34 protein-coding genes, 1 tRNA gene and 1 other RNA gene are annotated in these 25,254 nt (G+C 37.6%); 21 read left to right on the plus strand and 15 right to left on the minus strand.

What is annotated here, in order from left to right; all coding sequences use genetic code 11:
• From L6N96_04595 to nikR, 3 genes are all read right to left on the minus strand, one after another.
• On the minus strand, positions 1-982 hold a 982-nt coding region (locus L6N96_04595; GenBank protein ID MCP8323437.1), incomplete at its 3' end, for a hypothetical protein.
• Positions 983-1,127: 145 nt separating this feature from the next.
• Positions 1,128-1,292, minus strand: a complete 165-nt coding sequence (locus L6N96_04600; protein ID MCP8323438.1) for a hypothetical protein — start codon at positions 1,290-1,292, stop codon at positions 1,128-1,130.
• A 90-nt stretch (positions 1,293-1,382) separates the two neighbouring features.
• Positions 1,383-1,787, minus strand: coding sequence for a nickel-responsive transcriptional regulator NikR (gene nikR, locus L6N96_04605; GenBank protein MCP8323439.1), 405 nt, complete (start codon positions 1,785-1,787; stop codon positions 1,383-1,385).
• 87 nt (positions 1,788-1,874) lie between these two features.
• Between nikR and L6N96_04610 the strand changes: the two genes are divergently transcribed.
• From L6N96_04610 to L6N96_04625, 4 genes are read left to right on the plus strand one after another with little or no spacing between them, the layout of a single operon-like run.
• A complete protein-coding gene (locus L6N96_04610; GenBank protein MCP8323440.1) occupies positions 1,875-2,573 on the plus strand; it encodes an energy-coupling factor ABC transporter permease in 699 nt (232 codons plus the stop codon).
• Position 2,574: 1 nt separating this feature from the next.
• On the plus strand, positions 2,575-2,862 hold the full coding sequence (locus L6N96_04615; GenBank protein ID MCP8323441.1) for a PDGLE domain-containing protein: 288 nt from the start codon (positions 2,575-2,577) through the stop codon (positions 2,860-2,862).
• 10 nt (positions 2,863-2,872) lie between these two features.
• The gene (gene cbiQ, locus L6N96_04620; protein MCP8323442.1) at positions 2,873-3,685 is read left to right on the plus strand and encodes a cobalt ECF transporter T component CbiQ; all 813 of its coding nucleotides are present in this window, start codon (positions 2,873-2,875) and stop codon (positions 3,683-3,685) included.
• A gap of 1 nt (position 3,686) precedes the next feature.
• Positions 3,687-4,544 (plus strand): ATP-binding cassette domain-containing protein, encoded by an 858-nt coding sequence (locus tag L6N96_04625; protein ID MCP8323443.1) that lies wholly within the window; start codon positions 3,687-3,689, stop codon positions 4,542-4,544.
• A gap of 46 nt (positions 4,545-4,590) precedes the next feature.
• On the opposite strand, the gene L6N96_04630 is transcribed toward L6N96_04625, so the two are convergent.
• Complete coding sequence (locus L6N96_04630) at positions 4,591-4,920, minus strand: hypothetical protein (GenBank protein MCP8323444.1); 330 nt, start codon at positions 4,918-4,920, stop codon at positions 4,591-4,593.
• A 342-nt stretch (positions 4,921-5,262) separates the two neighbouring features.
• Here L6N96_04630 and L6N96_04635 point away from each other — a divergent pair, with 342 nt between their 5' ends.
• The 8 genes from L6N96_04635 (at position 5,263) to L6N96_04670 (ending at position 9,932) form a co-directional block, all read left to right on the plus strand.
• Positions 5,263-6,117, plus strand: a complete 855-nt coding sequence (locus L6N96_04635; protein ID MCP8323445.1) for a caspase family protein — start codon at positions 5,263-5,265, stop codon at positions 6,115-6,117.
• Between the two features lie 67 nt (positions 6,118-6,184).
• Positions 6,185-6,424, plus strand: coding sequence for a hypothetical protein (locus L6N96_04640; protein ID MCP8323446.1), 240 nt, complete (start codon positions 6,185-6,187; stop codon positions 6,422-6,424).
• 113 nt (positions 6,425-6,537) lie between these two features.
• Positions 6,538-7,887 carry an NADP-dependent malic enzyme gene (locus L6N96_04645; GenBank protein MCP8323447.1) on the plus strand — a complete coding sequence of 450 codons (1,350 nt, stop codon included), beginning with the start codon at positions 6,538-6,540 and terminating at the stop codon, positions 7,885-7,887.
• Positions 7,888-8,106: 219 nt separating this feature from the next.
• Positions 8,107-8,334, plus strand: a complete 228-nt coding sequence (locus L6N96_04650) for a hypothetical protein (protein MCP8323448.1) — start codon at positions 8,107-8,109, stop codon at positions 8,332-8,334.
• A gap of 139 nt (positions 8,335-8,473) precedes the next feature.
• Complete coding sequence (locus tag L6N96_04655) at positions 8,474-8,752, plus strand: 50S ribosomal protein L44e (protein ID MCP8323449.1); 279 nt, start codon at positions 8,474-8,476, stop codon at positions 8,750-8,752.
• A gap of 12 nt (positions 8,753-8,764) precedes the next feature.
• Positions 8,765-8,962, plus strand: a complete 198-nt coding sequence (locus L6N96_04660; GenBank protein ID MCP8323450.1) for a 30S ribosomal protein S27e — start codon at positions 8,765-8,767, stop codon at positions 8,960-8,962.
• A gap of 1 nt (position 8,963) precedes the next feature.
• Complete coding sequence (locus tag L6N96_04665) at positions 8,964-9,749, plus strand: translation initiation factor IF-2 subunit alpha (GenBank protein ID MCP8323451.1); 786 nt, start codon at positions 8,964-8,966, stop codon at positions 9,747-9,749.
• A 3-nt stretch (positions 9,750-9,752) separates the two neighbouring features.
• Positions 9,753-9,932 (plus strand): RNA-protein complex protein Nop10, encoded by a 180-nt coding sequence (locus tag L6N96_04670; GenBank protein MCP8323452.1) that lies wholly within the window; start codon positions 9,753-9,755, stop codon positions 9,930-9,932.
• Positions 9,933-9,935: 3 nt separating this feature from the next.
• Here L6N96_04670 and L6N96_04675 read toward each other — a convergent pair whose 3' ends face one another.
• The 5 genes from L6N96_04675 to tuf all read right to left on the minus strand — a co-directional run bounded on the left by L6N96_04675 (position 9,936) and on the right by tuf (position 15,248).
• Positions 9,936-10,406, minus strand: a complete 471-nt coding sequence (locus L6N96_04675; protein ID MCP8323453.1) for a GNAT family N-acetyltransferase — start codon at positions 10,404-10,406, stop codon at positions 9,936-9,938.
• 97 nt (positions 10,407-10,503) lie between these two features.
• Positions 10,504-12,657 carry a hypothetical protein gene (locus tag L6N96_04680; protein ID MCP8323454.1) on the minus strand — a complete coding sequence of 718 codons (2,154 nt, stop codon included), beginning with the start codon at positions 12,655-12,657 and terminating at the stop codon, positions 10,504-10,506.
• A gap of 57 nt (positions 12,658-12,714) precedes the next feature.
• Entirely contained in the window at positions 12,715-13,410 is a 696-nt protein-coding gene (npdG, locus tag L6N96_04685; protein ID MCP8323455.1) for an NADPH-dependent F420 reductase, read from the minus strand.
• Between the two features lie 69 nt (positions 13,411-13,479).
• Entirely contained in the window at positions 13,480-13,791 is a 312-nt protein-coding gene (rpsJ, locus tag L6N96_04690) for a 30S ribosomal protein S10 (GenBank protein MCP8323456.1), read from the minus strand.
• A gap of 131 nt (positions 13,792-13,922) precedes the next feature.
• Positions 13,923-15,248, minus strand: coding sequence for a translation elongation factor EF-1 subunit alpha (gene tuf / locus L6N96_04695; protein ID MCP8323457.1), 1,326 nt, complete (start codon positions 15,246-15,248; stop codon positions 13,923-13,925).
• Between the two features lie 151 nt (positions 15,249-15,399).
• Between tuf and L6N96_04700 the strand changes: the two genes are divergently transcribed.
• Positions 15,400-16,857 carry a B12-binding domain-containing radical SAM protein gene (locus L6N96_04700; protein ID MCP8323458.1) on the plus strand — a complete coding sequence of 486 codons (1,458 nt, stop codon included), beginning with the start codon at positions 15,400-15,402 and terminating at the stop codon, positions 16,855-16,857.
• Between the two features lie 6 nt (positions 16,858-16,863).
• Here the strand turns inward: L6N96_04700 and L6N96_04705 are convergent, their stop codons facing one another.
• From L6N96_04705 to L6N96_04715, 3 genes are all read right to left on the minus strand, one after another.
• Complete coding sequence (locus L6N96_04705; protein MCP8323459.1) at positions 16,864-17,481, minus strand: 30S ribosomal protein S7; 618 nt, start codon at positions 17,479-17,481, stop codon at positions 16,864-16,866.
• An 80-nt stretch (positions 17,482-17,561) separates the two neighbouring features.
• A complete protein-coding gene (locus tag L6N96_04710; GenBank protein MCP8323460.1) occupies positions 17,562-18,005 on the minus strand; it encodes a 30S ribosomal protein S12 in 444 nt (147 codons plus the stop codon).
• 37 nt (positions 18,006-18,042) lie between these two features.
• Positions 18,043-18,804 carry an ArsR family transcriptional regulator gene (locus tag L6N96_04715; protein ID MCP8323461.1) on the minus strand — a complete coding sequence of 254 codons (762 nt, stop codon included), beginning with the start codon at positions 18,802-18,804 and terminating at the stop codon, positions 18,043-18,045.
• An 86-nt stretch (positions 18,805-18,890) separates the two neighbouring features.
• On the opposite strand from L6N96_04715, the gene L6N96_04720 reads away from it, so the two are divergent.
• The 8 genes from L6N96_04720 (at position 18,891) to L6N96_04755 (ending at position 22,839) form a co-directional block, all read left to right on the plus strand.
• The gene (locus L6N96_04720) at positions 18,891-19,355 is read left to right on the plus strand and encodes a 50S ribosomal protein L22 (GenBank protein MCP8323462.1); all 465 of its coding nucleotides are present in this window, start codon (positions 18,891-18,893) and stop codon (positions 19,353-19,355) included.
• Position 19,356: 1 nt separating this feature from the next.
• On the plus strand, positions 19,357-20,004 hold the full coding sequence (locus tag L6N96_04725) for a 30S ribosomal protein S3 (protein MCP8323463.1): 648 nt from the start codon (positions 19,357-19,359) through the stop codon (positions 20,002-20,004).
• Positions 19,985-20,188 carry a 50S ribosomal protein L29 gene (rpmC, locus tag L6N96_04730; GenBank protein MCP8323464.1) on the plus strand — a complete coding sequence of 68 codons (204 nt, stop codon included), beginning with the start codon at positions 19,985-19,987 and terminating at the stop codon, positions 20,186-20,188. The genes L6N96_04725 and rpmC overlap by 20 nt, the downstream gene beginning before the upstream one ends.
• A 56-nt stretch (positions 20,189-20,244) precedes the next feature.
• A complete protein-coding gene (locus L6N96_04735) occupies positions 20,245-20,655 on the plus strand; it encodes a secondary thiamine-phosphate synthase enzyme YjbQ (GenBank protein ID MCP8323465.1) in 411 nt (136 codons plus the stop codon).
• 456 nt (positions 20,656-21,111) lie between these two features.
• Positions 21,112-21,414: a hypothetical protein gene (locus L6N96_04740; GenBank protein MCP8323466.1), complete on the plus strand. Its 303-nt coding sequence runs from the start codon at positions 21,112-21,114 to the stop codon at positions 21,412-21,414.
• Between the two features lie 90 nt (positions 21,415-21,504).
• Positions 21,505-21,834 carry a nucleoside triphosphate pyrophosphohydrolase family protein gene (locus L6N96_04745; protein ID MCP8323467.1) on the plus strand — a complete coding sequence of 110 codons (330 nt, stop codon included), beginning with the start codon at positions 21,505-21,507 and terminating at the stop codon, positions 21,832-21,834.
• A 200-nt stretch (positions 21,835-22,034) separates the two neighbouring features.
• A complete protein-coding gene (locus L6N96_04750) occupies positions 22,035-22,358 on the plus strand; it encodes a hypothetical protein (GenBank protein ID MCP8323468.1) in 324 nt (107 codons plus the stop codon).
• Between the two features lie 337 nt (positions 22,359-22,695).
• The gene (locus tag L6N96_04755) at positions 22,696-22,839 is read left to right on the plus strand and encodes a hypothetical protein (protein ID MCP8323469.1); all 144 of its coding nucleotides are present in this window, start codon (positions 22,696-22,698) and stop codon (positions 22,837-22,839) included.
• 278 nt (positions 22,840-23,117) lie between these two features.
• Here the strand turns inward: L6N96_04755 and L6N96_04760 are convergent.
• From L6N96_04760 to L6N96_04770, 3 genes are all read right to left on the minus strand, one after another.
• Positions 23,118-23,274: transfer RNA gene (locus L6N96_04760), tRNA-Ser, on the minus strand.
• Positions 23,275-23,671: 397 nt separating this feature from the next.
• Positions 23,672-23,983, minus strand: an RNA gene (gene ffs / locus L6N96_04765) — signal recognition particle sRNA.
• Between the two features lie 26 nt (positions 23,984-24,009).
• The gene (locus L6N96_04770) at positions 24,010-25,131 is read right to left on the minus strand and encodes a TIGR00269 family protein (protein ID MCP8323470.1); all 1,122 of its coding nucleotides are present in this window, start codon (positions 25,129-25,131) and stop codon (positions 24,010-24,012) included.
• Between the last annotated feature and the right edge of the window lie 123 nt (positions 25,132-25,254).

Raw genomic sequence — 25,254 nt, forward strand, 5'->3', positions numbered from 1 at the left:
TTAGACCATCGGGCGATGTCTCCACGTATAGATAATCCCAACCAGTTTCAATATTCATCCAATAATAATAGCTGAGATTGGCTGAAGTATAGTCACTCAGGTCTATCTCCTTCATCTCCATGATAGCCTCCATGTATAAATCGTAGTTGTGTAATTCCGAGTTGGGTGTGTCTACGGGTGCATTTCCAAAAAATAAGATTTCGTCAAGATACCAACCCTCGTATGTGTCTGCAGAATCGCTGTGGAAGTTCCAAGTTACTTCGATAACATCTCCTGCATAGGCCAAGAGGCTTATTTGTTCATAATCCCATGTAAGTTGCTGACTATCATATTTTTTCACTTCAACATCGTTGATAAGAACCTGACCATAATCCCAAGGCACATCAGCAGAGATCAATTTATGATAGAATGCTATATCGGCATTGTCGAAATCGGTTAGGTTCAATGTCCTGCTCATAGAAGCATCCATATAATTACGATAGGATGGTGATATCTCAGTTCCAAGATAACCATTCCCTGCACAATAAGCCTTATAGTTTCCACTACTGGTACCCTCACCTCCGAAATCAGAGTCAACATCATCCCAATAGGAGTCTAGACCTGTAGGATTCTCATCGTCCACGCTCCAACCGTTTATACCATCGCCGAAACCTTCTTCAAAATCTTCTCTAAAGATCTGAGTCCACCCAGATCGTTCTCCTACCTGAGCGCACCAACCACTGTATGTGCCCCCATAAGCCCTATAATCAGAGGCACCCCAATGATCGTCTCCATTATTACTATCAAGATCGGCTACGGACCAGTCATTATCATCAGGGAATACTCCTTCGAAATCCTCATAGAAGATAGTAACTTCTGAATTATCAGAAGTACTGGCTACAACAGGTTTTATTGGAATATTCAAGAGAAGGATTGCAAAGCTGAGTACAATAAGGATGTTTAATGCTTTTTTATAGAGAAATTCTCTATTTTCTTTCCGCATGTCCACTTCATTATGCTTGACCTTATTTATGTTTTATTACCTTGGTAGTAATAGATAATTCCAAGGTTCTGTAATCAAGAATTAAAAAGCTTCTCTAATTTTCTCATAAAATTTGGAATAATCTAAGTAAGTTCCAAACCTCTATTCATTCTTCCTTTTCTTCTTCTCCCTTTACAGCTTTTTTCAACCCTTTTCCGAAACCCTTAGCAACTCCGAAACCTTTCTTTGCGACTTTGCCGGCAACTTCGCCAGTTTTTTCAGCTACCTCTTCGGCTTTTCCTTTCTCCTCTTTTTCCTTTTCTTCGCTCATGTTATGATAATTTAGAAGTACAAAGTAATAAATTTTTTTAATACTTATTAGAAGTTATAATAATTAGGTACATATAACAATAATAATAAATTAAGATATAATTGAAAGTTTAATCTGCTTTACTCCTCTTACCATCAATTTCTTAGCAAGGTCACGAATGGATTTCACTTCACCTTTAACTGCGATTATTTCAAGGCAGTTTCTCTCATCTAGATGGATATGCATAGTCGAGCCAATAATATTATAATGATGATGCTGAGTATTTGTCAATTCTTCTTCTAAGCCTTTTACTTTATGATTGTAGATGATAGTCAGAGCGCCCGCAACTATTCCCTTAACTTCATGCATCCATTTGTGTTCAGTTAAGAAGTTTCTAATGGCAACCTGAATCGCTTTCGATCTATTATATCCAAGATTCATGATAGTTTTATCGAATTCTTCTAATAGATCAGGGGGTATCGATATGCTAATTCTAGAGACACCTCTTTCACTCATATTCGATCTATCCAAATATACTCAAGAAATATTTATATTAATAGTATTACTAATGTTAAAAATAGTAATACTGGTGTAAATATAAGTATGCACATACCGGACGGCTTTTTGGATATATCAATCTGCATAATAACTTACCTTGTTGTAATCATATTCTGGGCCCTTGCTCTTAGGAAGATGAATAAGGTTTTAAGTGAGAAGCATATTCCACTAATGGCTACACTAACAGCTATGTTCTTTGCTGCCCAGATGATGAATTATCCTATCATAGGAGGCACGACCGCTCATCTGCTGGGTGGACCGATTTTGGCAATCGCTCTTGGACCCTATGCTGGGCTAATCTCTATGACCCTTATTCTCTTCATTCAGGCACTACTCTTCGGTGATGGTGGAATAACTACTCTAGGAGCAAATGTTCTTAATATGGGGGTGGTTGGCGTCTTTATACCCTACATAATATTTTTACTCTCTCTAAAAATCATGAAGGGAAAAAGCGGCATAATTGTTGGAGCCTTCTTGGGTGGTCTCATAGGGGACATTCTCTCTGCAATATTTGCTGGATTTGAGTTAGGGCTTTCAACATTATCGTTCCCCTACAGCATTCAGGTAGCAGTTACAGCGATGAGTATTCATCATTTTTTCATAGGATTTGGAGAAGGTATTGTAACAGCCATAATTATCTCGACTTTATTTAAACAAAGACCAGATTTACTGAGGTTGCCAAAGATAGCACCAATTGGATTGGATCTACCTTCTATTTTTAAAGATTCAAAGGGTGTTAATTAAAATGGATAGAAATAGAAGAATTATCATAATTGGAATGATTGCATCTATTATCTTTGTTATAATTGGATGCGTATGGTTATCATCTTCTGCAGAAACTTTAGAGGAAGTTGCAGAGCGTTTTAGTGTAAGAGAGAACCCTATATGGGATGCTCCACTTCCAAATTATGAAATTCCTGGACTAGAAGGAAATACCGTTACAAATATTGCATTAGGGATAGGTGCTACCTTATTGATACTAGGACTCACTTTTATTACGGGTAAGTTATTGAAAGAAAAGGAAAGAAATTAGATGATATCCTATGTTAAAGACTTTCCTGAAGATATTTAGAGAGATAGCTTATAACGAAAGTTACTCATCGATAGATGGATTTATTCAAGGGATCGATCCTAGAGTGAAGTTCTGCTCTTCTCTAGTATTTATATTATTAGCAATTATGGTGAAGACTATCACACCTTTGATTATTCTGCTTTGTGTGATCTTCGGTCTTTCTTTTTCATCAAAAATTTCGCTCAAATATTTCACTCTTAGAACTATTCTTCTCCCTGGTTTTGTAGCGATAATAGCTTTACCATTACCTTTCATGACACCGGGCACAACCATAACTATAATTGGCTATAATGAATTTCTTGTCAACATTACGATAGAAGGGGTTTATAAAGCTGTGCAGGTTACGTTAAGGGTTTGGGCCTGTGTGGCTACATCGATCTTATTGGTCTTGACAACAAAATTCTCGAGCCTTGTTCATGTGATGGAGAAAATAAAAATTCCAAAAGTATTTGTTATGATGTTATCTGTTACACATAGATTCATATTTCTATTTTTAAATGAATCTTATCGAATGGTCCTAGCTAAAGAGGCTCGGACAGTTAAAAAAGAGAGCCGTTTAGAATCTATGAAGACTTTGGCGAATATGATCACTACTCTTTTCATAAGAGCATACGAAAGGGGTGAGAGGGTATACCTCGCAATGATGGCTAGAGGATATAAAGGTCACATAAAATCCCTTAGCAAAATGAAAATATCTAAAAATGACATAATTTTTGGGTCCATAATTATACTGATCAGCATCACTATCTTATCTATAGAATATTTGTATATAGGAATTGTATAAAATGACAGAGATGGTCATCAATGTGAATGATGTAAGATATTTTTACCCAGATGGATTCCTAGCATTAGACAGTGTTAATGTGAGTATATCGAAAGGAGAGAAGGTAGCGATTCTTGGGTCGAATGGCGCAGGCAAGTCTACATTACTGATGTTAATCAATGGATTGTTTAAGCCATCTAAAGGATCCATAGAAGTACTCGGTATGCCTATCAATAATGAAAATTTACATAAGATAAGATCACGGGTCGGGTTTGTATTTCAAGATTCAGATGATCAACTCTTTTGCCCAACTTTATGGGATGATATAACTTTTGGTCTATTGAATATGGGTTTATGTAATGATGAAGTGATAAAAAGAGCGAAGGATGCCCTGAAAATCGTGGGATTAGAGGGTTATGAAAAAAAGGCACCTCATCACCTTAGCATCGGGGAGAAGAAAAAGGCTACAATAGCGATAGTCTTAGCCATAGATCCAGATGTCTTGATTTTAGATGAGCCAACAGCAAATCTCGATCCAAAAAGCCGAGAGGAATTGATAAAGCTTATCAATATTTTACATAATAAGAGGGATATTACACTTGTTATCGCGTCCCACGATGTTGACTTTATCCCTATGGTAACGGAGAGAGGCTATATTTTAGCCAAAGGAAAGATCTTAGCAGAAGGTTATCTGGAAGATTTATTCTCCAACTTTAAAGTTATTGATGAAGCGAAATTAGAACCGCCTACAATAACTCGCCTCTTTAAACTTTTAAATCGATTGATCGGCAAAGATGTTGTCCAACCTCTTCCATTAACTATTGATAAAGCCATATATGAAATAAGGCATCATCTTGCTGAGGCAAGCAAGATAATATAATTTAAGTTTGATTTACACTTGTTTTGATAAGACCGTCTTGTCATATTCATGATTTCAAGGCAATCTTTTTATCCATTTCTTTAAGCCTCTCCTTCAATTCTCCAATGATTCCATCCTTCTCTTCGATCTTCCTATTCAGCAGTTCTATTAGCTTCCTGTTGTGAACGTTGGCCGTAAGGTTCAGACCGTCCAAGACCGTGGGTAAGGTGGGTGTGGAGTTGCCCATGGCAGACTGCTCGGGATTCCACGCCTCCTTCTGCATAAAATCGAAGGCTTCCTTGAGTCCAAGATCCACTAGACTGCTTCGGTATCGGGCCCTAAGTTCTCTTATTGTCTTTTCGTAAAGTATGCGGAAAGAAGGGGTAATCCTGCCCATAAATACCTGGGATTCCAAAATGATGGGAAGTATTTATTCCAAGACGTACCCTCGGAGGGGGAGGGGTAGCAAGATCGAGTGTTTTTGTTTATTTGAGTGTATTTATTTACATTTCAGTAATCTATAATTCTGAGAATTATTATCTCAGTTTCAGATAGTTATAAAAAATTGGAAAATACGTGATAGAAATCAAAAAGAATTTTTCATTGATGGACACACTATTAGTTTATTTTATTTATAATATCGATAAGGGAAAATGTAATGAATAATCGTTATATGTGATGGAGAATAGTTTTTATCCCTAGTTGACATATTCAATTATAATGGAAAGGGATGTGTTAGATGAATAAAGCCTTATTGGTAGGAATCAATGACTACGCTCCTGTTGGGCCAGGAGGTCCTGACCTGCGTGGATGTGTCAATGATGTGCGGGACATGTTTATTACCCTACATTGTTTAGGAATCGTACGAGCAAGGCCAGGTTCCATGCATATCCTAACAAATCACAATGCTACAAGGGCTAATATCTTAAAAGGGATAAAGTGGTTGGTCCAAGGCGCGAAAAAGGATGATGTGCTCATTTTCCATTACTCAGGACACGGCTCCTATGTAGCAGATACTAGTGGAGCAGAAATTGATGGGAAAGATGAGACAATCTGCCCCCATGATTACGCAACAGCTGGTATGATCAAGGATGATGACCTGCTTGAACACTTTACCGGCATAGAGGAAGGGGTCGCTCTTGAAGTGATACTCGATAGCTGTCACTCGGGAACAGGTACAAGGGAACTAGCCGCCTTAGAAATGGCTCCGGAAGCAGAAACACTAACGTACCGGTATATCCCGCCACCAGAAGACTATGGATTATTTCTCGATGTAGATCCAACGATTCCACTTAGGGGTTTTCTTAGACCAGGCCACGCAAGTGCAAAAGAAATAGTAGTAGTACCAGGACTTGATCATGTATTGTGGGCTTCATGCCGTGATAACCAAACTTGTGCAGAAACTACAATAGGTGGTGCAGTTAGGGGAGTTCACACCTATTGCTGGTGCAAGGTTCTGAGGAGGGCAGGCACAGGTATTAACCGTAACAGACTCGACTCTCTGGTAACAGGATACGTCAGAACTTTGGGTTATAGCCAGGTGCCTCAGCTCGAAGGAAGTGAACGCCTGATTAAATCAAGGGTCTTCACTTAATAACCATAACCAAATCGACAAAAGTCCACACCCTTTTTTATTTTAATTTTAATATATGGTGTAGTAAGTGAGTAAAGCCCTTTCTGGCGCATCTTGGAATGTTGAGCACTTTAAAAAAACACATGATCAATTACCTAATAATGGGAGGGTTAAAAGAGTAATTTCATTCTTGAGAGATCAAGACTCAGATCAAAATGATGTTTTACCTGAGGCAGAGAAGAATTGCGAATGTTGTGCTTATCGCCCCTTTGTGTCATTTCTGCTCTTTTCGGCTTTGCTGGTACATAAAGTCCTTCAATCTAACTAGAGAAGAGAAGGAGAAGTTAAGAGAATGGGCCAAAGTCTTTTACGTTATTCCTGTTTTATCATAATTAACTTATACTTCAAGATGTTTAATAATCAGTCTAGCGAAGGTTGCTTATGAGCGAAGACTCGTTTACAGACGAGGCATCAAGACTAGCCCTAAAGTACTCTTTGCTCTATGGAGGAAAGATAGAGGTTACCCCTAAAGTTCCAATTCGAGACTTGAAGGACTTCTCGATATGGTATACACCGGGCGTGGCTGCAGTCTCAGAAGCTATCAAAAGTAACAAAGAACTATCATTTGAGTATACATGTAGATGGAATACCATAGCTATAATAACTGATGGGAGTAGAGTGCTTGGGCTGGGAGATATCGGTCCAGAAGCGGCTATGCCTGTCATGGAAGGCAAGGCTCTGATATACAAATACCTAGGTGGTGTGGATGCTATTCCGCTGCCAATAGATGTCTATAAGCCGGATAATGTTATAGAAGTGATCAAGAGCTTGCAGCCAGCCTTTGGGGGCATAAACCTTGAAGACATAGCTTCACCAAAGTGCTTCTACGTCATGGATAAGCTTAGAGCAGAGATGGAGATACCTATCTGGCACGACGATCAGCAAGGTACAGCGGGCGTGATATTGGCAAGCCTCATAAATTCGCTGAAGTTAACTGGGCGTAAGCTTCGTGACACCAAGATCGTGTTCTTCGGGGTTGGTGCGGCGAACATAGCGAATGCGAAACTCATAATAGAAGCAGGAGCGGACCCGGGTAACTTTATTTTAATAGATTCTAAGGGGATTCTCCACTTAGATCGGGGGGATATGGATAAATTACTGCTCAAACACCCTTGGAAGCATGATCTCGCCATAAAGACCAATCGAGAGAAAATCTCAGGTGATTTAACCAAAGCCTTCGATGGTTCAGACGTTTTGATAGCGGCATCTAAGCCTGATCCCAATGTAATAAAGAAAGAATGGATATCGAAGATGAACAAGAAGGCTATCGTATTCACATTGGCAAACCCAATACCTGAAATATGGCCATGGAAGGCTAAAGAAGCTGGTGCATATATAGTCGCAACTGGTCGTTCTGACTTTCCCAATCAAGCGAACAATAGTCTGATATTTCCAGCCGTATTCAGAGGCGTATTGGATATCAGAGCCAAGGCTATCACCGACGAAATGATGATAGCGGCAGCAGAAGAGCTGGCAAAATGTGCGGAGGAGAAGGGGTTGAGCAGAGACCACATAATCCCAACTATGGCGGAATGGGAAGTCTATCCAAAGGTGGCAGCGAGAGTAGGGGAGAAAGGGGTCGAGCTTGGTCTAGCTAGGAAAAGAATGTCCAAAGATGAAATATATGGGAAGGCTATAGAGATTATAAGAAGATCGAGGAGGCTGCTCACCTGTCTAATAGAAGCCCAGATTATACCCTTGCAATCAAGTAAGGAAGGAGTTGATCTCTAAATCGGTCCAGTATTCGAGATTTTCCTCTAAACTTCAAGCATTATTAAGCAAAGAGCTAAATAAGATAAAATAATCTTTAAAAAATAAGGTGCAGGGACCAACGGTCCCGGTACCGATAGGTTTGGGAGACCCAGATTTAGAATTTTTTATGTTACTTACGAACCGTTTTTAAATCCTAAGTATTATTTTAGGATCATAAGGTAAAAAAGTGAATGGAAAATGGTCAAGATCAGGGCCCGTTGTCCATATAGAAATATGCCGAATATAGATAAAGAATCAATCCCAGATGAGTGTGGAGATTATCATGAATATGAGACGACTGAGGAGAATAAGGCATACTGGGAAGGTTTGACTTTGGAGCAACAAGATGCTTTGATGTGGGAAGCATATAGAATGTGTAAGGATATTAGAGTCGTGATAGAGTATAAACGATTAGGAAGACAATAAAATGATATATAAAATTGGAATTTTAGCTATTTTGGGATTTATAGATCTAAAAATATCACACTTAAGATTTAACAAAGGTTAAATTCATATACCCTTAATATGAGAGGATACGCATAAGTTCTATAAGGAGACATATGAATTGAAAGCTCCAAAAGAGATAAAGACATACTGCCCACGTTGCAAACGTCACACAGTTCATAGTATAACTCTTTACAAGAGAGGCAAAGAGCGGTCTATGTCCTTAGGTGCTAGAAAGCATGCTAGGGATAAGAAGGGATATGGTGGACAAAAGTTCCCAGAGTTAAAGAGAACAGCTAAGACTACAAAAAAGCAGACATTAAAGTACAAGTGTAAAGATTGTAACCATCAAATTGTAAGGTATGGGATAAGACTAAAAAAGATTGAAATCACTCAATAAAGGGTAATTTATATGAAAAGAGAGAAGATATTTGTGCCTAAACCGAGAAGTGCCTTCCTTCTAGTCAGATGTTCCAATTGTGGTAATGAGCAAGTTGTATTCTCATCCTCAACTATAGATATAAAGTGCAAAGTATGCGAGCACCTTTTGGCTCAGAAGACTGGGGGCAGAGCAAAAATATTTGGCACGATATTAAAAAGGTTAGATTGAAATGGAATTAGAGCCCCTATTACCCGAAGAAGGAGAGCTTGTGCTTGCAACTGTCAAGAATATAACATCTCATGGCGCATACGTGACACTAGATGAATATGGAGATATGGATGGATTTTTACACATTTCTGAGATACGGACTGGATGGGTGAGACATATAGAAAGATATGTAGGAGTGGGGCAAAAAAAGATCCTTAAAGTAATTAGGATCAGCAAAACAAGGAAGGAAGTCGACCTTTCTTTAAGACAAGTTTCTGGAGAGGAGAGGAGAGAGAAGCTAATTGCTATAAAGAGAGATGAAAAAGCAAACAGCACATTACAACTTGTTGAAAGAAAGTTAGATCTTGATGAAAAAACAAGTAGTATGTATAAGGAGCTTTTAATAGGGGAATTTGAAACATTATACGATGCTGTAGAACAGATATCGAAAAAGGGCATTAATATACTAAAAAAGTTGGATTTACCAGAAGATTACTCTTCAACTTTAGAGGCTATCGCAAAAGAGAAAATAATCGTTCCAACTGTAAAAATCCATGGATTAATGGAGCTAAGATCTAACTTGCCTGATGGTATAGAAATAATAAAGTCGGCTTTATTGGATGTTGAAAATCTTGATGCCGAAGATACCAAAGTCAAGATCAGGTATTTGGGTGCTCCAAGATATAGGATAGATGTAGAAGCTGAGAATTATAAGATAGCTGAGAAAGCATTACAAACAAGTATCGAAAAAGTAAATGCAACCGTAGAGAAAAAGAAAGGTAGCTTCTCCTTTAAGAGAGAGAGATAATATTTGAAAAAATTACTTAAAAAATGTCCATCTTGTGAAACTTACACTTTAAAAAAAAATTGTCCAAAATGTGAAAAAATAACAATATCTCCGCATCCTGCTAAGTTCTCCCTCGATGATAGATATGCCAGATATAGGGTTAGGGATCGATATCTAAATAAAAATGAATATATGCATCACTAAATATTATTTAAATGTCTTAGTCATCCAGATGTGTTCTCTTGTTGAATTGAATCCCATCTTTTTAAAGAAATTCAAAGCTTCAATATCCCCCTCTTCGGTATCAACAATAATCATCCTCGCTCCATCTTTTCTTAACCTTTTTTCAATTTCCCGATATAATTTTGCCCCAATTTCATGCCTATGGTATCTCTTCTTTACTCCTAGCCAAGCTACATAACCGTATTTCCAAGCTGAACGGGATTTTTCTATAAATGTAGCCATAGCAAAACCCACTACCTCTCCGTTCTTTTCAGCCACGATACAAAATTCTGCATCTCCTGTATAAAGAGAAGTTATTTCAAACTGATCCCAAGTCCTATACATTAGGGGGAATCTCTCACTAGTAAAAATTTCTTCACCTATATGGAAAACCTTTGGCAGATCGTCTATAACCATATCCCTAATTTCTATCTCATCTTCTTCCTTCTTTTTCATAAAGGATGATGCTCACCGCTATTCTAATCTTAACATAGTTTTACCTAAATTTAAAGCTGTAGTTTCTTGATAATAATTCCGAGATAACGAGATCAGACTAATCTACAACTTCATACACCAAGACTTGAGCATAACCTTTGAATGAAGATGCAAAGGCTAGTCTCAAAATATCATCGCTATATTGGGAATACTTTATTTTATGAATACCCGCTTGAATTGGCATGTTATACTCATAAGAGAGGCTTTCTGATAATTCTCGATCATAATCCAATGGGAACATCTTGCCCAATATGGTATAGTTCCAAAAGTACTCAGTAGGTAGGCCATCAATACCGAGATATTTTGAAACTTCAAGACCAGGAATCGAAGCAAACCAGCTTATCTTACCCTCATCACCACCCAAAGATAAAAGAAAAGGTGGGATCCCTCCAATGTAGCATGTATCTTGGGACTTTGTAGCTGAGAAAAGGATAGTTACATAAGCTGGTCTATACTCTTCCGTGTTTGGATCCCATCTAAGCTGATCGATTATCTCTTTTGCTTCAACCTCATTTGATAAAAATAACCTACCTATCTGAGCTATGCGTGTAGAATTTATCGTTGCATTATCAGCCAAAGTGGTCCTATTTCCCATGATAGTTATCCAATAACCATAATCCCACCATGAAATAATTATGGCATCTTCAGGTGTATTTTCCCTAATCCAAGTTAGAGCTTCTAGCCAGTCTGTTTGAGGCTCACCTGGATTATATTGTAAGGCTGAGATCGATATACTTGTAGGTGAATCGTACTGAGCTCCCCAATTGACCCAAGGACTGAAACTAAGAGCCAAAAGTATGATCAAACCAGCTGCAGATACGATTTTCATTTCAGACCCTATCCCATGGATCATCCTCCTTTTCTTACCAATCTGGTCTTTAGGTTTTAGAAGAGACAAAAACAATTCACTGAAACCAATGCTAGCCAAGACTGCAATAGCTATCGAAGAATAGACCATGAGCCTTGAAAAAGATGATGCTATATAAATTGCAGTTATTCCTAATATCAATGAGTAAGCCGAAACCATTGTCCTCTTTCTTAACATTTGGAAAGCGCCGAAAGCAGCTAAGGGAATTAGAATCCAGTATGAAACGAAAAAAGTAGCACTTGTTGGTGTTTGATGCTCAGCCACTGACTCTACTAAAGCGTCGCCAGACTTTTGGAAAGGGAATATGGCAGTGAGATATCTGCCACTCAAACCCGACACTATGCCGAGACTCATAACCAAAAGGCCAAACAGTGATAAGGCAATTAAAGCTGTTATCAGAACTTTTCTATAATTTTTTGGCTTTGTTATATTTTTGATGTAAAAAGCCAATACGGGAAAAGCGAGGCCAGCGAAAAGGACCATGCCTTGCAATCCAAATATTATATCTGGGCCTGGCCTCGGAAAGGCAGCACTTGTGATCAGGCTCGATGAGACGAATATGCTACCACCATATATTACACGCTTCAAATCTACTTCAAGGAAAGGGGAGATCAATAATAACAACCCCATCACACCGAAGAAGTACTGCGACCCTCCCCAAGATAGATTCGCATAACCTAGTAAAAGGCCAGATAGTATCGCCCGCCAAGTAAGACCTGTCTTCGTTACTTTTAAACTGAATATAGATAAAAATAGATATGCTGATAGTATTGCTAAGAAAAGGGCTAAAGGCTCAGATTTGTACCAACCAAGGTTACCTCTCGATATTATCGTGGGTGAAGTAGCTAATATTAAAGAAGAGAGAAGACCAGCTCCAGTCCCAGCTATCTTTCTTATTAGGAGGAAGATAGCAAATATAGTCAAAGCTCCAAAAAATACTGGGAATAAGACGAGGAAGTCGTAGAGCGATATATTCACACCGAATAGACTCTTGAAGAGGACAAAAAGTATCGCACCAGCAAATTGTAACCCTCCTTGGGATGTTGGAGCTACATCCCGACCCTCTGGATACCACGCCATATTATCTCTTAGAGAAAAGTAATCAAAGATTCCTAAAAACCCCTTCTCATCAATAGAATCTACTATGAACTGAGTTATACGGTAATCATAATATGGGTCGAACTCATTAAGATAGAATCCATACTTTGCTGGTACAGACCTTATCATAAGTGCGGCTGAGAACGATATAATAAGTACTAGATAGATTAAAAGAGTGCGCCTTTTGACCGTAGGCCTTTTTACTATCCTTTTTAAAGCTTGAGTCTTGATCTTAGGAAGCTTCAACGAACCAATAGCTCGGTATGTAATAATGGTTAAAAAGCTTCCTACTGTTGTGTAACATCAAACTATTTTGACTGATAATTCTCCCATCTTATTATATAGCCTTACATTAAGTAGCATAGGTGTAATTGATTCTAGTAGTTTAGATGTTTTTAAAGGACCTGCATAAATTGGGCGAAGATTTGGGATTTGAGATATAAGCTCTGAAATTCGCTTAATTGCTTTAACATCGTCCCCAGTCATAATTACATCATAATCTAAATCTAAGTTAAGTTTGCAGAGTTTCTTAGCTGGTATCGTATGAAATGCTGCGACAATGCGCTTTGATTTTAACTCAAAAGAGATAACCTCCGCAGCCGAGGCATATTTAGGTGAGTTTAAAATATCATTCATAATATATGGAGAATAATTGAAGTATTCACCATTTTTATCTATAGGTACAATTGGAGATACGATAATCTTATCGCTAGTAATGATAGGTTTTATCGATTGAGTGAATTTTCTCAAATGTTGATATGGTACAGAAAACACTACTATATTAGAGACTTTGGCTGCTTGAAAGTTATCATTACCTGTTATACAGCCTTTCATCTCATTATGATAATGTCTCTTGGCTACCCGATCATACTCCTTTGCAAATGCTTTTGCCCTTCCTTCATCTCTAGAGCCAATAAATATATCGTGATAACGTACCCATCTTAGTGCTAGACCTTTACCAAAATCCCCTGTTCCTCCTAAAATGGCAATCTTCATCATCAGTCGGTCTGACTCAATATTGTAACAGACCAATAACTTTTATGGTCCTGTTAAGTTATTTTAAAGATTTTACCTTGAAAGACTGACTTCTATATATACATCCTCAGGAATCCTAAGCCTCATTAACTGGCGCATAGTCCTATCATCAGCATCTAGATCTATTAGCCTCCGATGGATACGCATCTCCCATCTATCAAATGTAGCACTACCTTGCCCACTAGGAGCTTTCCTTGTGACCACTTTCCTTTTTTTCGTTGGAAGGGGGTGAGGTCCCCTAACCTTTACACCCGTCTTTTCAGTTATTTCTTTTATCTCTTTACAAATCTGTTCTAAGTTACTCAAATTTGTACTTGTGAGCTTGATCCTGGCAGATTGAGGCATATTATCTCATTCTCTTATTAACAATCTTTTAAGGCTTATCCTAAATAAAAGGATGTAATATCTAAGTTATAATAAATATTTATTATCGATATATGAATGTATTATTAAAAAGCATGGTAGATAATTTTTGATTAGGCCTTTTTTTGTACTTTTTCTTTAGTCACTTTTTGAGTGATCTCCTTTACGACACCTGCAGCAATAGTTGTACCCATGTCTCTTAGTGCGAAACGTCCAAGTTCTGGCATTTCTTTGTAAGTTTCAATGCAAAGAGGTCTAACAGGTTGAATTCTAATTAGCGCCGAGTCACCTGTTTTAAGAGATTTAGGCTTTTCTTCGACCACTTGTCCAGATCTTGCATCTATTTTAGAAATTAACTCTGTAATCTGGGCAGCAACCTGTGATGTATGAGCATGTAGTACAGGTGTATATCCTGCTGCTATAGCTGTAGGGTGGTGTACAACTATGACTTGTGCGATAAACTCCCTAGCTACTGTAGGTGGATTGTCTGGATGGCCAACTACGTCACCCCTTTTAATGTCCTTTTTAGAGATTCCCCTTAGATTAAAGCCTATATTATCGCCTGGTATGGCTTTTGGAATATTTGAATGATGTGTTTCTATAGATCTTACCTCAGTGGCGATCATAGATGGTGATATTATTATTTTATCTCCAACTTTGATTTCACCTGTCTCCACTCTCCCAACCGGAACGGTACCTACGCCTGTTATGGAATAGACGTCTTGGATAGGAAGACGAAGAGGTTTGTCGATAGGCTTTTCAATCTCGATCAATTGGTCGAGAGATTCATATAGAGTAGGGCCAGTATACCATTCCATTTTTTCTGATCTCTTGACTAGATTATCACCAGTCCAACCTGAACATGGTATAATTTGAATCTTATTAATATCATAACCCACTGTCTTTAGAAGCTTCTCTACTCCAGCCTTAGTTTCCTCGTACCTCTCTTTGCTATAGTTGACAGTAGCGTCATCAAACTTACTCAAGATAACAATAAGCTGTCTCACTCCTAAAGTATACAAGAGAAAGAGATGTTCACGAGTCTGTCCTCCAGGACCCATGCCTACCTCGTATTCACCTTTCTTAGCAGAGACCACAAGTACCGCAGCGTCCGCTTGACTGGCTCCTGTAATCATGTTCTTCACGAAGTCTCTGTGACCAGGTGCATCGATTAAGGTAAAGAAATACTTATCCGTCTCAAACTTCTGAAAAGCAAGGTCTATAGTAAGCCCCCTCTCACGTTCGTCCTTTATTCTATCAAGCACCCAAGCATATTTGAAAGTATCCCCTTTACCATACTTCTCAGACTCTTTAGAATAAGCTTCTATTGTACGTTGATCGACTACGCCAAGATCAAAAAGGAAATGACCCATACCAGTTGATTTTCCATGATCAACGTGTCCAGTGATTACGAGATTTAAGTGTGGTTTTGCTGACATACCCAATCAACTTTACACTTACGTATTAAAATCTTTTCTCTATATAAGGATTAAGGTCTTTGTGATCAAAATTATAAAAAAATAGATAATATATTAGTAAACTTTTTTATTATCAAAGAAATTAGGTACTAAATTATATGTGGAAATAGATATGAACTTTTCATTTATCAACCCTGGACCGAGCGAGGTTTGGACACATGTTGTTTCTGCTCCTGCTTCATGGCCTCCTCTCGGACTGCTTTATATATCTACTCTGTTAAAGCAGAACAATTTCAAAGTCTCAATTCTTGATGTTAAAAATCAGGCCTCACTTAAAGATATTCTTAAATGGATCGAAAAGGAGGATCCTGATTTCCTTGGTTTTTCTACTTTATCCAGCTCGGGTAGATCTGCTGCAATCATAGCTGAAAAGGTCAAAAAAAGAAATCCAAATATTAAAATTGCCTTCGGGAATTATCATGCCACATTTAATGCTAAAAAAATTTTAGAAAAATACCCTTTTGTAGATGTGATAGTTCGGAATGAAGCAGAGTTTACATGTTTAGAGATAGCAGAGTGCTTAGAAAAAGGAAAAGAACTCAAGGATATCCGAGGAATTACCTTTAGAGAAGGGGATAAGATAGTTTTTACTCCTGATAGATTACCCCTTAAAGATCTGGACAAACTTCCATTTCCTGACCGAAAGTTACTCAAAAATGAATACCGATCGACCTTAGCGGGATTGGAGCTTGCGACTGGAAGGTTCACTACTGTAGTCTCTTCTCGCGGTTGCCCTTTTAAGTGCCTATATTGCGCATGCTCTTTATTTGCTCGACGCACTTGGAGACCTAGGTCCCCAGAAAACATTATTGATGAATTATATTTGCTTCATAGTGAAGGATTTAGACAAATAATATTCGTAGATGATAACTTTGCTTTAAATCAAAAAAGGGTGGTAAAACTTTGCCAACTAATGAAAAAAAATAAGATCGAAATGGACTGGGTCTGTGACGCTAGAGTTGACTGCATATCCCGAGAAGCATTAGAGGCGATGGCCAAGACTGGGTGTAGAATTATCTATTATGGTATGGAAAGCGCAAATCAAAGAATCTTGGATTTTTATAATAAAGGAATTACTCCTTTACAATCTCAAGCTGCCTCAAAAGCAACTAGAAAGGCAGGAATAGATATCATCGTCGGTTCATTTATAATTGGTGCTCCAGATGAAAGTCGAGAAGAGATTAGAAATACTTTCGCCTTTGCGCAACGGATAGATATCGATATTCCACTTTTCCATCCACTAGAAATCCAGCCAGGGACGCCTCTATGGCTAGAGCTATCGTCGCAAGGACTTTTAAATGAAGATGAACATTGGGAAACAGGTGTTTACGCTTCAGAGATATGCCCCCAAGCAGTTCCTTTAGAAGAGCTATACCCTATGATGATTGAAGCTACTAAGAAATTCTTGATACGGCCAAAATACATTATCTCAAACTTCCTAAGGGTATTGAAAAGTCGTTATATACGGGGAATTATCTCAAATAATATAAATAATTTTATCAATTATAAATTTAGTCTATCAGAAGCGATCGAAGTTCCTCCTATGTATAGGAGGAAATCGGTATTATGATCTTGATTATCTCGAAGACATAGCTATTCTTTCTTGTTCATTCTTTTTCTTAATAGAGTAGCTGTTTATATCTTTATTCGCTGCCATTATAATTTCATCTGCTAAAACTTCTTCGACGCTCTTTGGATTTGAGAAGGCGGATACACGAACACCTTCTGAGATGAATCTAAGAGCTAAATCTACTTTGCGTAAAGGTGATATATCTACTGAGACATGATATACGACGCCACCATAGCCTATTCTCGTTGTATCCTCGTTAGGAGAAGCATTTTCAATTGCACGAACAAGGTACTCTACAGGGTTTCCTCCAGTTTTTAAATGGATTATATCGAATGCGGTGTCCACAATATTTATTGATCTATACTTTTTGCCCCCCATCCTACCTGTATTCTTGGCATATCTTTTACCAAAGTGCATAAGACTATTGACGAGACGTTCGACTATGTTTACTTCAGCCTTAGCAAATTTTTGATGCTCGTGTCTACCCATAGATGTTGGTGTAAGCATGGGTTTGAGAGAGATTACTCGCTCTAAGCCTCTTTTTTTAATTTCGACTTTACTCATATCCCATTTTCTAAATAGTAGTAGTTTCTGCTGTCTCTTTTTTTCATCTGTTTTTTGCATAGAATGCACCTAGTATAGGTTGAGTGGAGTTAGGAACTATAAATAATTTTACGATTATCTTTTATTATGTATTGAGAAAATTATCTCCTAGGTTTTTCTTTTTTACCTAGGACGAGCATATTTAAGGAAACTTCGTTGACCATAAATACCCGCCATCTGACGCCTGGTATATCACCCATAGCCCTGCCCATAGAACCGCCTATACTTTCCACTAAAACTTCATCATGCTCATCTATGTAATTCAATGCGCCATCGCCTGGAAGGAATGCAGTGATCTGCTTACCATTCTTGACCAATTGAATACGGACGCATTTTCTAATAGCTGAGTTGGGTTGTTTGGATTCGATTCCGACCTTCTCCAATACTATTCCTCGAGCTTGAGGAGCACCTTCAAGAGGATCGGATTTTTTATCAAGCATTAATACTCTGCGCCTATAATACTTGTCAGACCATCTGAATCTCTGCTTCTTCCTTTTTTGCTGTCTACCAGCAAACTCTCCTCTAGGTGATTTTGAATTTACCAATTTTAATTATCAACCTTTCATTGCCTTATATAAATTTTCAAACTATGGTCAACCAGATGTATATAGATAGATAAAGCATTATGAGGCTGAAGATGAAAGAATGAGTCAACTTCACACCTTTCGATATATTCAGACCTCCTGCAAGAAGTATAGCACTCCATATTTGCATTGGTACAAGGATTATGTTTGATATCTGTAAATGCATGATACTAGAATAAATATAAAGAGGAACAAAGCTCAATGCTATAGTGGCAGCAAGCTCTACTTCACCCCCAACTTTTATACCTGTTGTGAAGGCGGAGTATATTTCAGCTAGGACAAAAGTTACTAGCCATCCAGTTAAAAATGTAGACAAGATAGGGTTCATGATCTGCTTGCTTGGAACTGATAATAAGAACTGATTCAAATTTGAATTTAAGTTCACAAATGAACCTACCATTAAGGCAAATATCGTTACAGTAATAGCACTCCTTTTTGAGTATGTTAAATGCTTGAATATTGATGCAAGAGTGATTATTGATAGAGACTTCAGAACAAGACTACTTTGATTCTCTGCAATAGGCGTCATCCCTAACTTTTTTATTAGGCGCCTACCTTTTTCAGTTAAAATGCATCTTCTATTATTATCTCTCGTTACATAATCCCTAAGACAGGATAAATGGTAATAGATCGAGCCTGTACTTAGGCCTGTTCTGCGCTTTATTTCTGTAAAGCTTGCGCTGCCTTCTCCACCAATTATCTCAAGAATTCTAACCCTTGCAGGGCTAGCTGTGATAGTAGAAATTTCATTATCTCTCAATGGTTACTCTTTCTTTAGACAACTTTTAATGCAAAAGTATTTATTTTATATGGTACACGCATCTATTCTGATAAGGTTAAGATTGCTTGCCCAAATTCAAGTACAGCTTTGCAAATTATGATCCTCTAACACAAGTAAGAGCGAGTGGTAGAGAAGTAGACGCCTCCCCAAAAGCAGCTAGAGAAGTCTGTGTAACTATAAAAGGCATGACTATAGCTCAAGCAAAGATCTTTTTAGAAGATGTAATCGCCAAGAAACAAGCTGTACCTTTTAGAAGATATAACAAAGAGATGCCCCATAAAAGATCTCAATTTAAATTCCATTCAGGAGGTTATCCTGTAAAGGCATCCAGAGAAATATTAAAGGTAATCGAGAATCTTGAAGCGAATGCAGAGTTTAAAGGATTTGATACAGAGAAACTTATCATAATTCATGCTGCAACGATGGGAGGTATGAAGATTAAAAGATATATACCCAGAGCTTACGGCCGTTCTTCGCCAAGATTTAATACATTAATTCATATAGAAATAATAGGTAAGGAGGCGCCATGATATGTCAGCAATCAAAAATGTTATGAAAAATTATGTCAAGAATACTGAATTGGATGAATTTTTACAAAAAGAATTAGTTGATGCAGGTTATGGCGGCATAGACATCCTTAAAACGCCTATAGGTACTAGAATAACTATCTTCGCGACAAGGCCTGGCTTAATAATAGGAAGACGAGGCACCGGCATTAGATCCCTTACCTCTATGATAGAAAAGAAGTTTGATCTACCCAATCCTCAGATTTCAGTGTTGGAAGTCGAAGTTCCTGAACTGAATCCTATGATAATGTGTAATCGAATAGCTCAGAATGTCATTAGGGGTAGAGCCTTTCGAAGAGCCTCTCTTTGGGCTTTAAATTCTATTATGAATGCTGGTGCAATGGGTACGGAGATAATAATTTCAGGGAAGTTAAGAAGCGATAGGTCCCACTACGAGAAACATAGGGCAGGCATTGTCCCTAAAAGTGGAAATATTGCATCAAAGGCTGTAAAGGAGGCCACGACCCATGTATTACTTAAAATGGGCCTATATGGAATAAAAATTAAGATTGCTTTAAAGGACTTTGTTCCTTCTGAAGTCGAAATAATAGAGAAGAAGCCTGAGGAAAATAATTCAAAGGAGGAAGAAATCAGTGCCAAAGCTCAAGAGTAGCGATTTATTAAAGTTGGATGATGATGCCCTTAAAAACAAGTTATTAGAGTTAAGGGCTGAACTGGTAAAACTCAGGAGTGCAGCAACAAGAGGTACTTTGAAGAAGGAGACTGGGAAGATTCGAGCTATAAGGAAAGCAATTGCCAGGGTACTTACAATTATTAATCTAAGAAAGCATGTTTAATCATTATTGTAAAAAGTATTTTACATAGAATCTAGCAAATTAAAAAAGACAATACTTTGAAAGTCTTATTTAAGGAAATAAATATTACAACAAAATATCGAACTGAGTTGATAGACATAAGCAATTATGTTGAGGATTATGTACATAAAAGTGACATAAATAATGGTTTTTGTCTTGTATATACTATACATTCTACAGTTGCTATAATCGTCAACGAATATGAGAGCGGTTTGATGCAAGACATCATTACAAAAGTAAATGAAGATTTCCCTAAAGATGTAGAATGGCTTCATAATAGAGTAGACAATAATGCTGATTCTCATTTAGCTTCAACCTTTATGGGTCCATCAAAAGTCTTTCCAGTCAAGGATGGTGCGCTTGTTAGAGGAATTTGGCAGAATATTTTCTTATTAGAGCTAGATGGTCCAAGAAAAAGAAAAGTAGTGTTAGAAGTTATGGGTGAGTAATATCTTTACGAATTTGGAGCTTTATATCAACCCTTTAATATCAACTACCAATAAAAGTTCGAGTGCGGTAACTTAGCATTATGTTAGGACCTAATCTTTAAAGAGGTATCAATTTACTCAGTGAAGATTTGATTTTAGATTGCACATCAAGTTCTTTGGGTACAAGTGTTTCTAAGATCCCCCAATAGTATACGATCTCTTTGTAGCTATGTTTTTCTATAAAATTTAAAGCTAAAAGTAAAATAGCTGCCTCGATTACTTCGCCGTATTTCTGTTTAGTTAGCCGATAGATATGGTGTTATTCGCACCTCACTAAGACTAGATCTCGGTATCTTGGATTCAATAAGGTTTATTGATTTCTGTAGTAGGGTTGATTATCAATACTTTTAGGTTTTGACTGAAAAGTAAAAGTAAAATATCTAGCTACGAAGTAAGACTTGGTAAGACCTGAGGTTGATGGGTAATAGAATACTTTTTGTTTGTAGCGGTAATACAGAAAGAAGTCCTACAGCTGAAGATTTGATTAGACCCATAAAAGGAATTGAAGTTAGATCTGCGGGAACAATTCAAAGCGCACCAACCAAATTATCCAAAGAATTGATAGATTGGGCTGAAATCATATTCGCTATGGAGTATATAAATAAACAGGACATCTTAAGACTTAGTCCACAAGCTGAGAAAAAAACCTTTGTCCTAAACATTCCGGATATATATTCAAGAAGAAACGACCCGGAACTCCAAAGAACATTGAAAGAGTAACTGTTTGACTTTGGCTTCGACTTTAGAAATCTCTGTCAATCCTAACAAGTTGTCCGTCGACCGGCTGGTGGAGAATAGGAGGATCAAATAATGGATTTTGATCAATATCAGAAACTGGCTCGATCCACCGCTGTCGACCCCGATCTCGGGAACAACTATGTCTATCCCGTTCTGGGACTCGGTGGTGAAGCTGGAGAGATACAGGAAAAGATCAAGAAAGTGATCAGAGATGAAAATGGTATTATTGATGACGTAACTCGAAAGGCGATCAAACTGGAATTGGGAGATCTTCTCTGGTATCTTTCCAATTTGGCATCAGAGTTAAAATTATCTTTAGCGGACATTGACCAGTCAAATATCGCTAAATTGGTTTCAAGGACCGAACGTGATAAAATTCATGGTGAAGGTGATGAACGATGAAATTTTGTTTTGAAATCATGTTAGTCCTGATTTGATTAAAAAATGAGATGTTAATACAAACTACGGAGTTCGGATACCTATGCAAAAAATTCTTAATCATTTTATACTTTTTTATCTACAAGAATTGAAAAAATTTACCAATATTTTATTCTTATTTTATAAGGAATAAGATTAATAGGTAAATCTGGGTCTGTGTATGCATGGGTATTGAAGAACAAAACAAGAAATATCCTGAAGGCCACTTTGTAGGAATGTGGATGGCAATAGGCATTGCTATCTTTTCAGGGATTGGAGTTCCACTCAGTATTATCTTGAAAATACCAGGATTAATTGCAATAGGACCCGCAGTTGGTGTAGCTTTTGGACTAGCAATTGGTTCATCAATTGAATCTAAGTATAAAAAAGAAGGGAAAATCAGACCTCTTATAAAAGATGAGAAAAATAAAAGAAGAATGGTATTACTAGCAGGAATTGCTATTTTAATAATAGGACTTGCAATATTCTTATTACTATTTTTTCTATAAATAGTAATAATAATATGTATTATTTTATACTTGACATTATGTGCTCCTTTCCCTTTTTTCGGAGAATGAAGCCAAAAAGGTGAATAGTATCCAAATCCTGACATCCCATAAATAAAAAAAATAAGATTGAACTGTTCTGATAACTATGCTATAATTGATCGAGAGGTAAGTGTTAGATAATCCCGTGACAGTGACGGTTTGGTTGGTTACCGTATTTTCATTTGAAACAGCGCATATCATATTAGAATAATTTACCTTGGAAGGAAAACTTGACGACTAGAGAATTGGAGGCTTCCACAATATTCGATACTTCCATTCTTTTTATTATTTGATTGGAATGTGTAAACCAGACAGTAGTAAACGCAGAGTTCTTGATCTAAAAAGACTGTCTGATGATATCTTTGAGAGGTTGCCCCTATGGGTGCAGAAGATATATGCTATGCTTGAAGAGGCTAAGAAAGAGAATCCCCTTCCCCTTTAAAACCTTCCTAAATTCCTCATCCTCGAACAGCCTGTCCATGATGCTATAGATCTTCGTCCTAGCCTCTTCTATATCTATGGCTGTCTCTGTAACCATAGGAGAACCGCATCTGCAGAATATTCCTCCTGAGTAAGATGGCCTTCGAACTGCTTGATAAGGGCTTTGTTCTCATCGCATATGCAGGAAGCGTCCAGCCTTTCTAGAGACCCATGCAGTTTGTGGACGCGGTTGTGTTTATCCATCCTATAATTAAAAAGGGATTTTGACATTTGATATAACGCCGGGGGTGGGATTTGAACCCACGAGACCCAAATGGGTCACAGACTTTCTGTATTTGCTTAGCAGGCCTGCGCCCTACCAGGCTAGGGAAACTTGATTAAAGGCGTTTTATCTACAATCTTTCCCCCCGGTCAGCCCGGCCTAGGCGACCCCGGCTTATTGTATATTCATATATACTTTTAGATAAACTTTAGCAGATAATTTCTTTTATATTCAAATAAAATTTTCACTGTTACTCTAACAAATTACCTAGTGATTATCCAGATCCTAAAAGACCAATTATTTATTGGGTTTTTTTAAATTAAATCAGCATCATATATAAAGCGACAGAATATACAGTGACATTTGGGAACTCTAACCATCACATCACTTCGCGCTCAATATTTTGATTCTAAGCTAATTTTTATTATATTTAGGATGTAATTGATCCTAAATATTGGCGAATCATTATCCTACTAAATTTGTATACAATGAGATATCTGCTAAAGACTTTTTTCTAAAATCTGTTGAAAGGGATAATAATATTTAGTTTTTTTTCCTTATCATTAAGCGGCGATAGCTCCCAACAGATTTCACATTCTGACCGAGCCCCATCTCCAGTCCGCTGAGTCAGCCACGTAGACGTGATAGCGTGACCACCCTACCTTAGGGTTGCTCCCTCCCGGGCCTCACCCGATTCGATAGTAGAGGGTCGTTCCCCTTCCTTCGAAGAGATCGCCCCTTGCGACCACCCACCACGGCGTGGTTTCATCCTTGCGCAATTGGTAGGTATCTCGAACATTATGCTTTACCTGTCGGTTACTGGCCCCTGCTTATAGCCGGTTTCAAGAGGGGGAGACGGCTAACCTCCCAGCCCTACCTATCACCGCAATTTTTATTGTATAATAATTTCTATATATGCATGTCTACTTTTAACATCTCTACAATCTTACAGACGGAACATAATTTACTTGAAGAAGGAAGGTTACAAAGTTTACAAAGATTAAATGCCTTGTTATCTATAGCTATATTCTGTGAAATTTTTATGGTAGAATTTAAAGCGCTATACTTTATACCAGGGTGCTCTGCTTCTAAAGTATTGAAAATGTACCTGATTTCTGATCTCATCCCTTCATTCATATAGGGGCAATTTGCAGTCTGAAAAGGGATGCCTTTAAGAAAAGCATACATAGCTATTTCCTTCTCATAGATTTCCATCAAAGGCTTTATTCTCTTTTTTACTAAGTCATTCTTTGGCGTTATGCTAGGATCAAACCATCTTATCTTTGAAATATCACCATTGAGCAAGTTTATAGTGAAAGTTTGTAGCAGATCATCAAGATTGTGTGCAGTGGCTATAACATCAACTTTTAATGCATTAGCAACTATGTCTATTGCTCTTCTCCTTAAAATACCACAAATTGAGCATGCTGAGATCTTCCTAACTCCTCTGAGATGGATTGCTTTATCTAAGTCAAACCCATAGATTTCCTTAAATGATAATATAGAAAGAGGCACTCCAAACTCTTCTGAGAATTTATTACAGATTTTCAGCGACTCATCACAGTAACCTAAAATTCCTTCATCGATTGTTATCGCAATAATTTTGGAAGCATGATGTCTACATATATCATTAAGTATTCTGAGTAACGATAAACTATCTTTTCCTCCAGAGATTGCGACACCTATCGTATCTCCATGCTTTAAAAGATTGTATTTTGAAATAGTTCTCTTTACCTTATCTTCAATAGAAGAACAAAAGCATGAACTGCAAAGTTGAGTACCAGAGTAAGCTCTTTTAAAAACTGCCTTATTATCACAAAATGTGCATTTAGATTTGTGTTCACGGCAGTAGGTCTTTGATATGGTCTGTGTATCCTTCTGCCCAATACCTACTACATCTCTTAAAAGTCTTGACATCCTTCTCTCTTCTAAACTTAGTTCTTGGTAGCTTATCAAGTATTTCTTCTTCAGGTACAACTTCAAGTATGTATTAGAAGCATCCGGATATGGAAAAGATGAGGCAAAGACCATATCAAAGCTGATACATCAACTGAATAAACCTAAGAAAAAGAGAAGGAAAAAGAAGAGGAATAAAAATAAGGAGATAACATATCCATTCGTCATAACATTATAGTAAAAGAACATAAGATCATA

Source organism: Candidatus Methylarchaceae archaeon HK02M2 (assembly GCA_024256165.1).
GTDB lineage: Archaea > Thermoproteota > Nitrososphaeria > Nitrososphaerales > JACAEJ01 > HK02M2.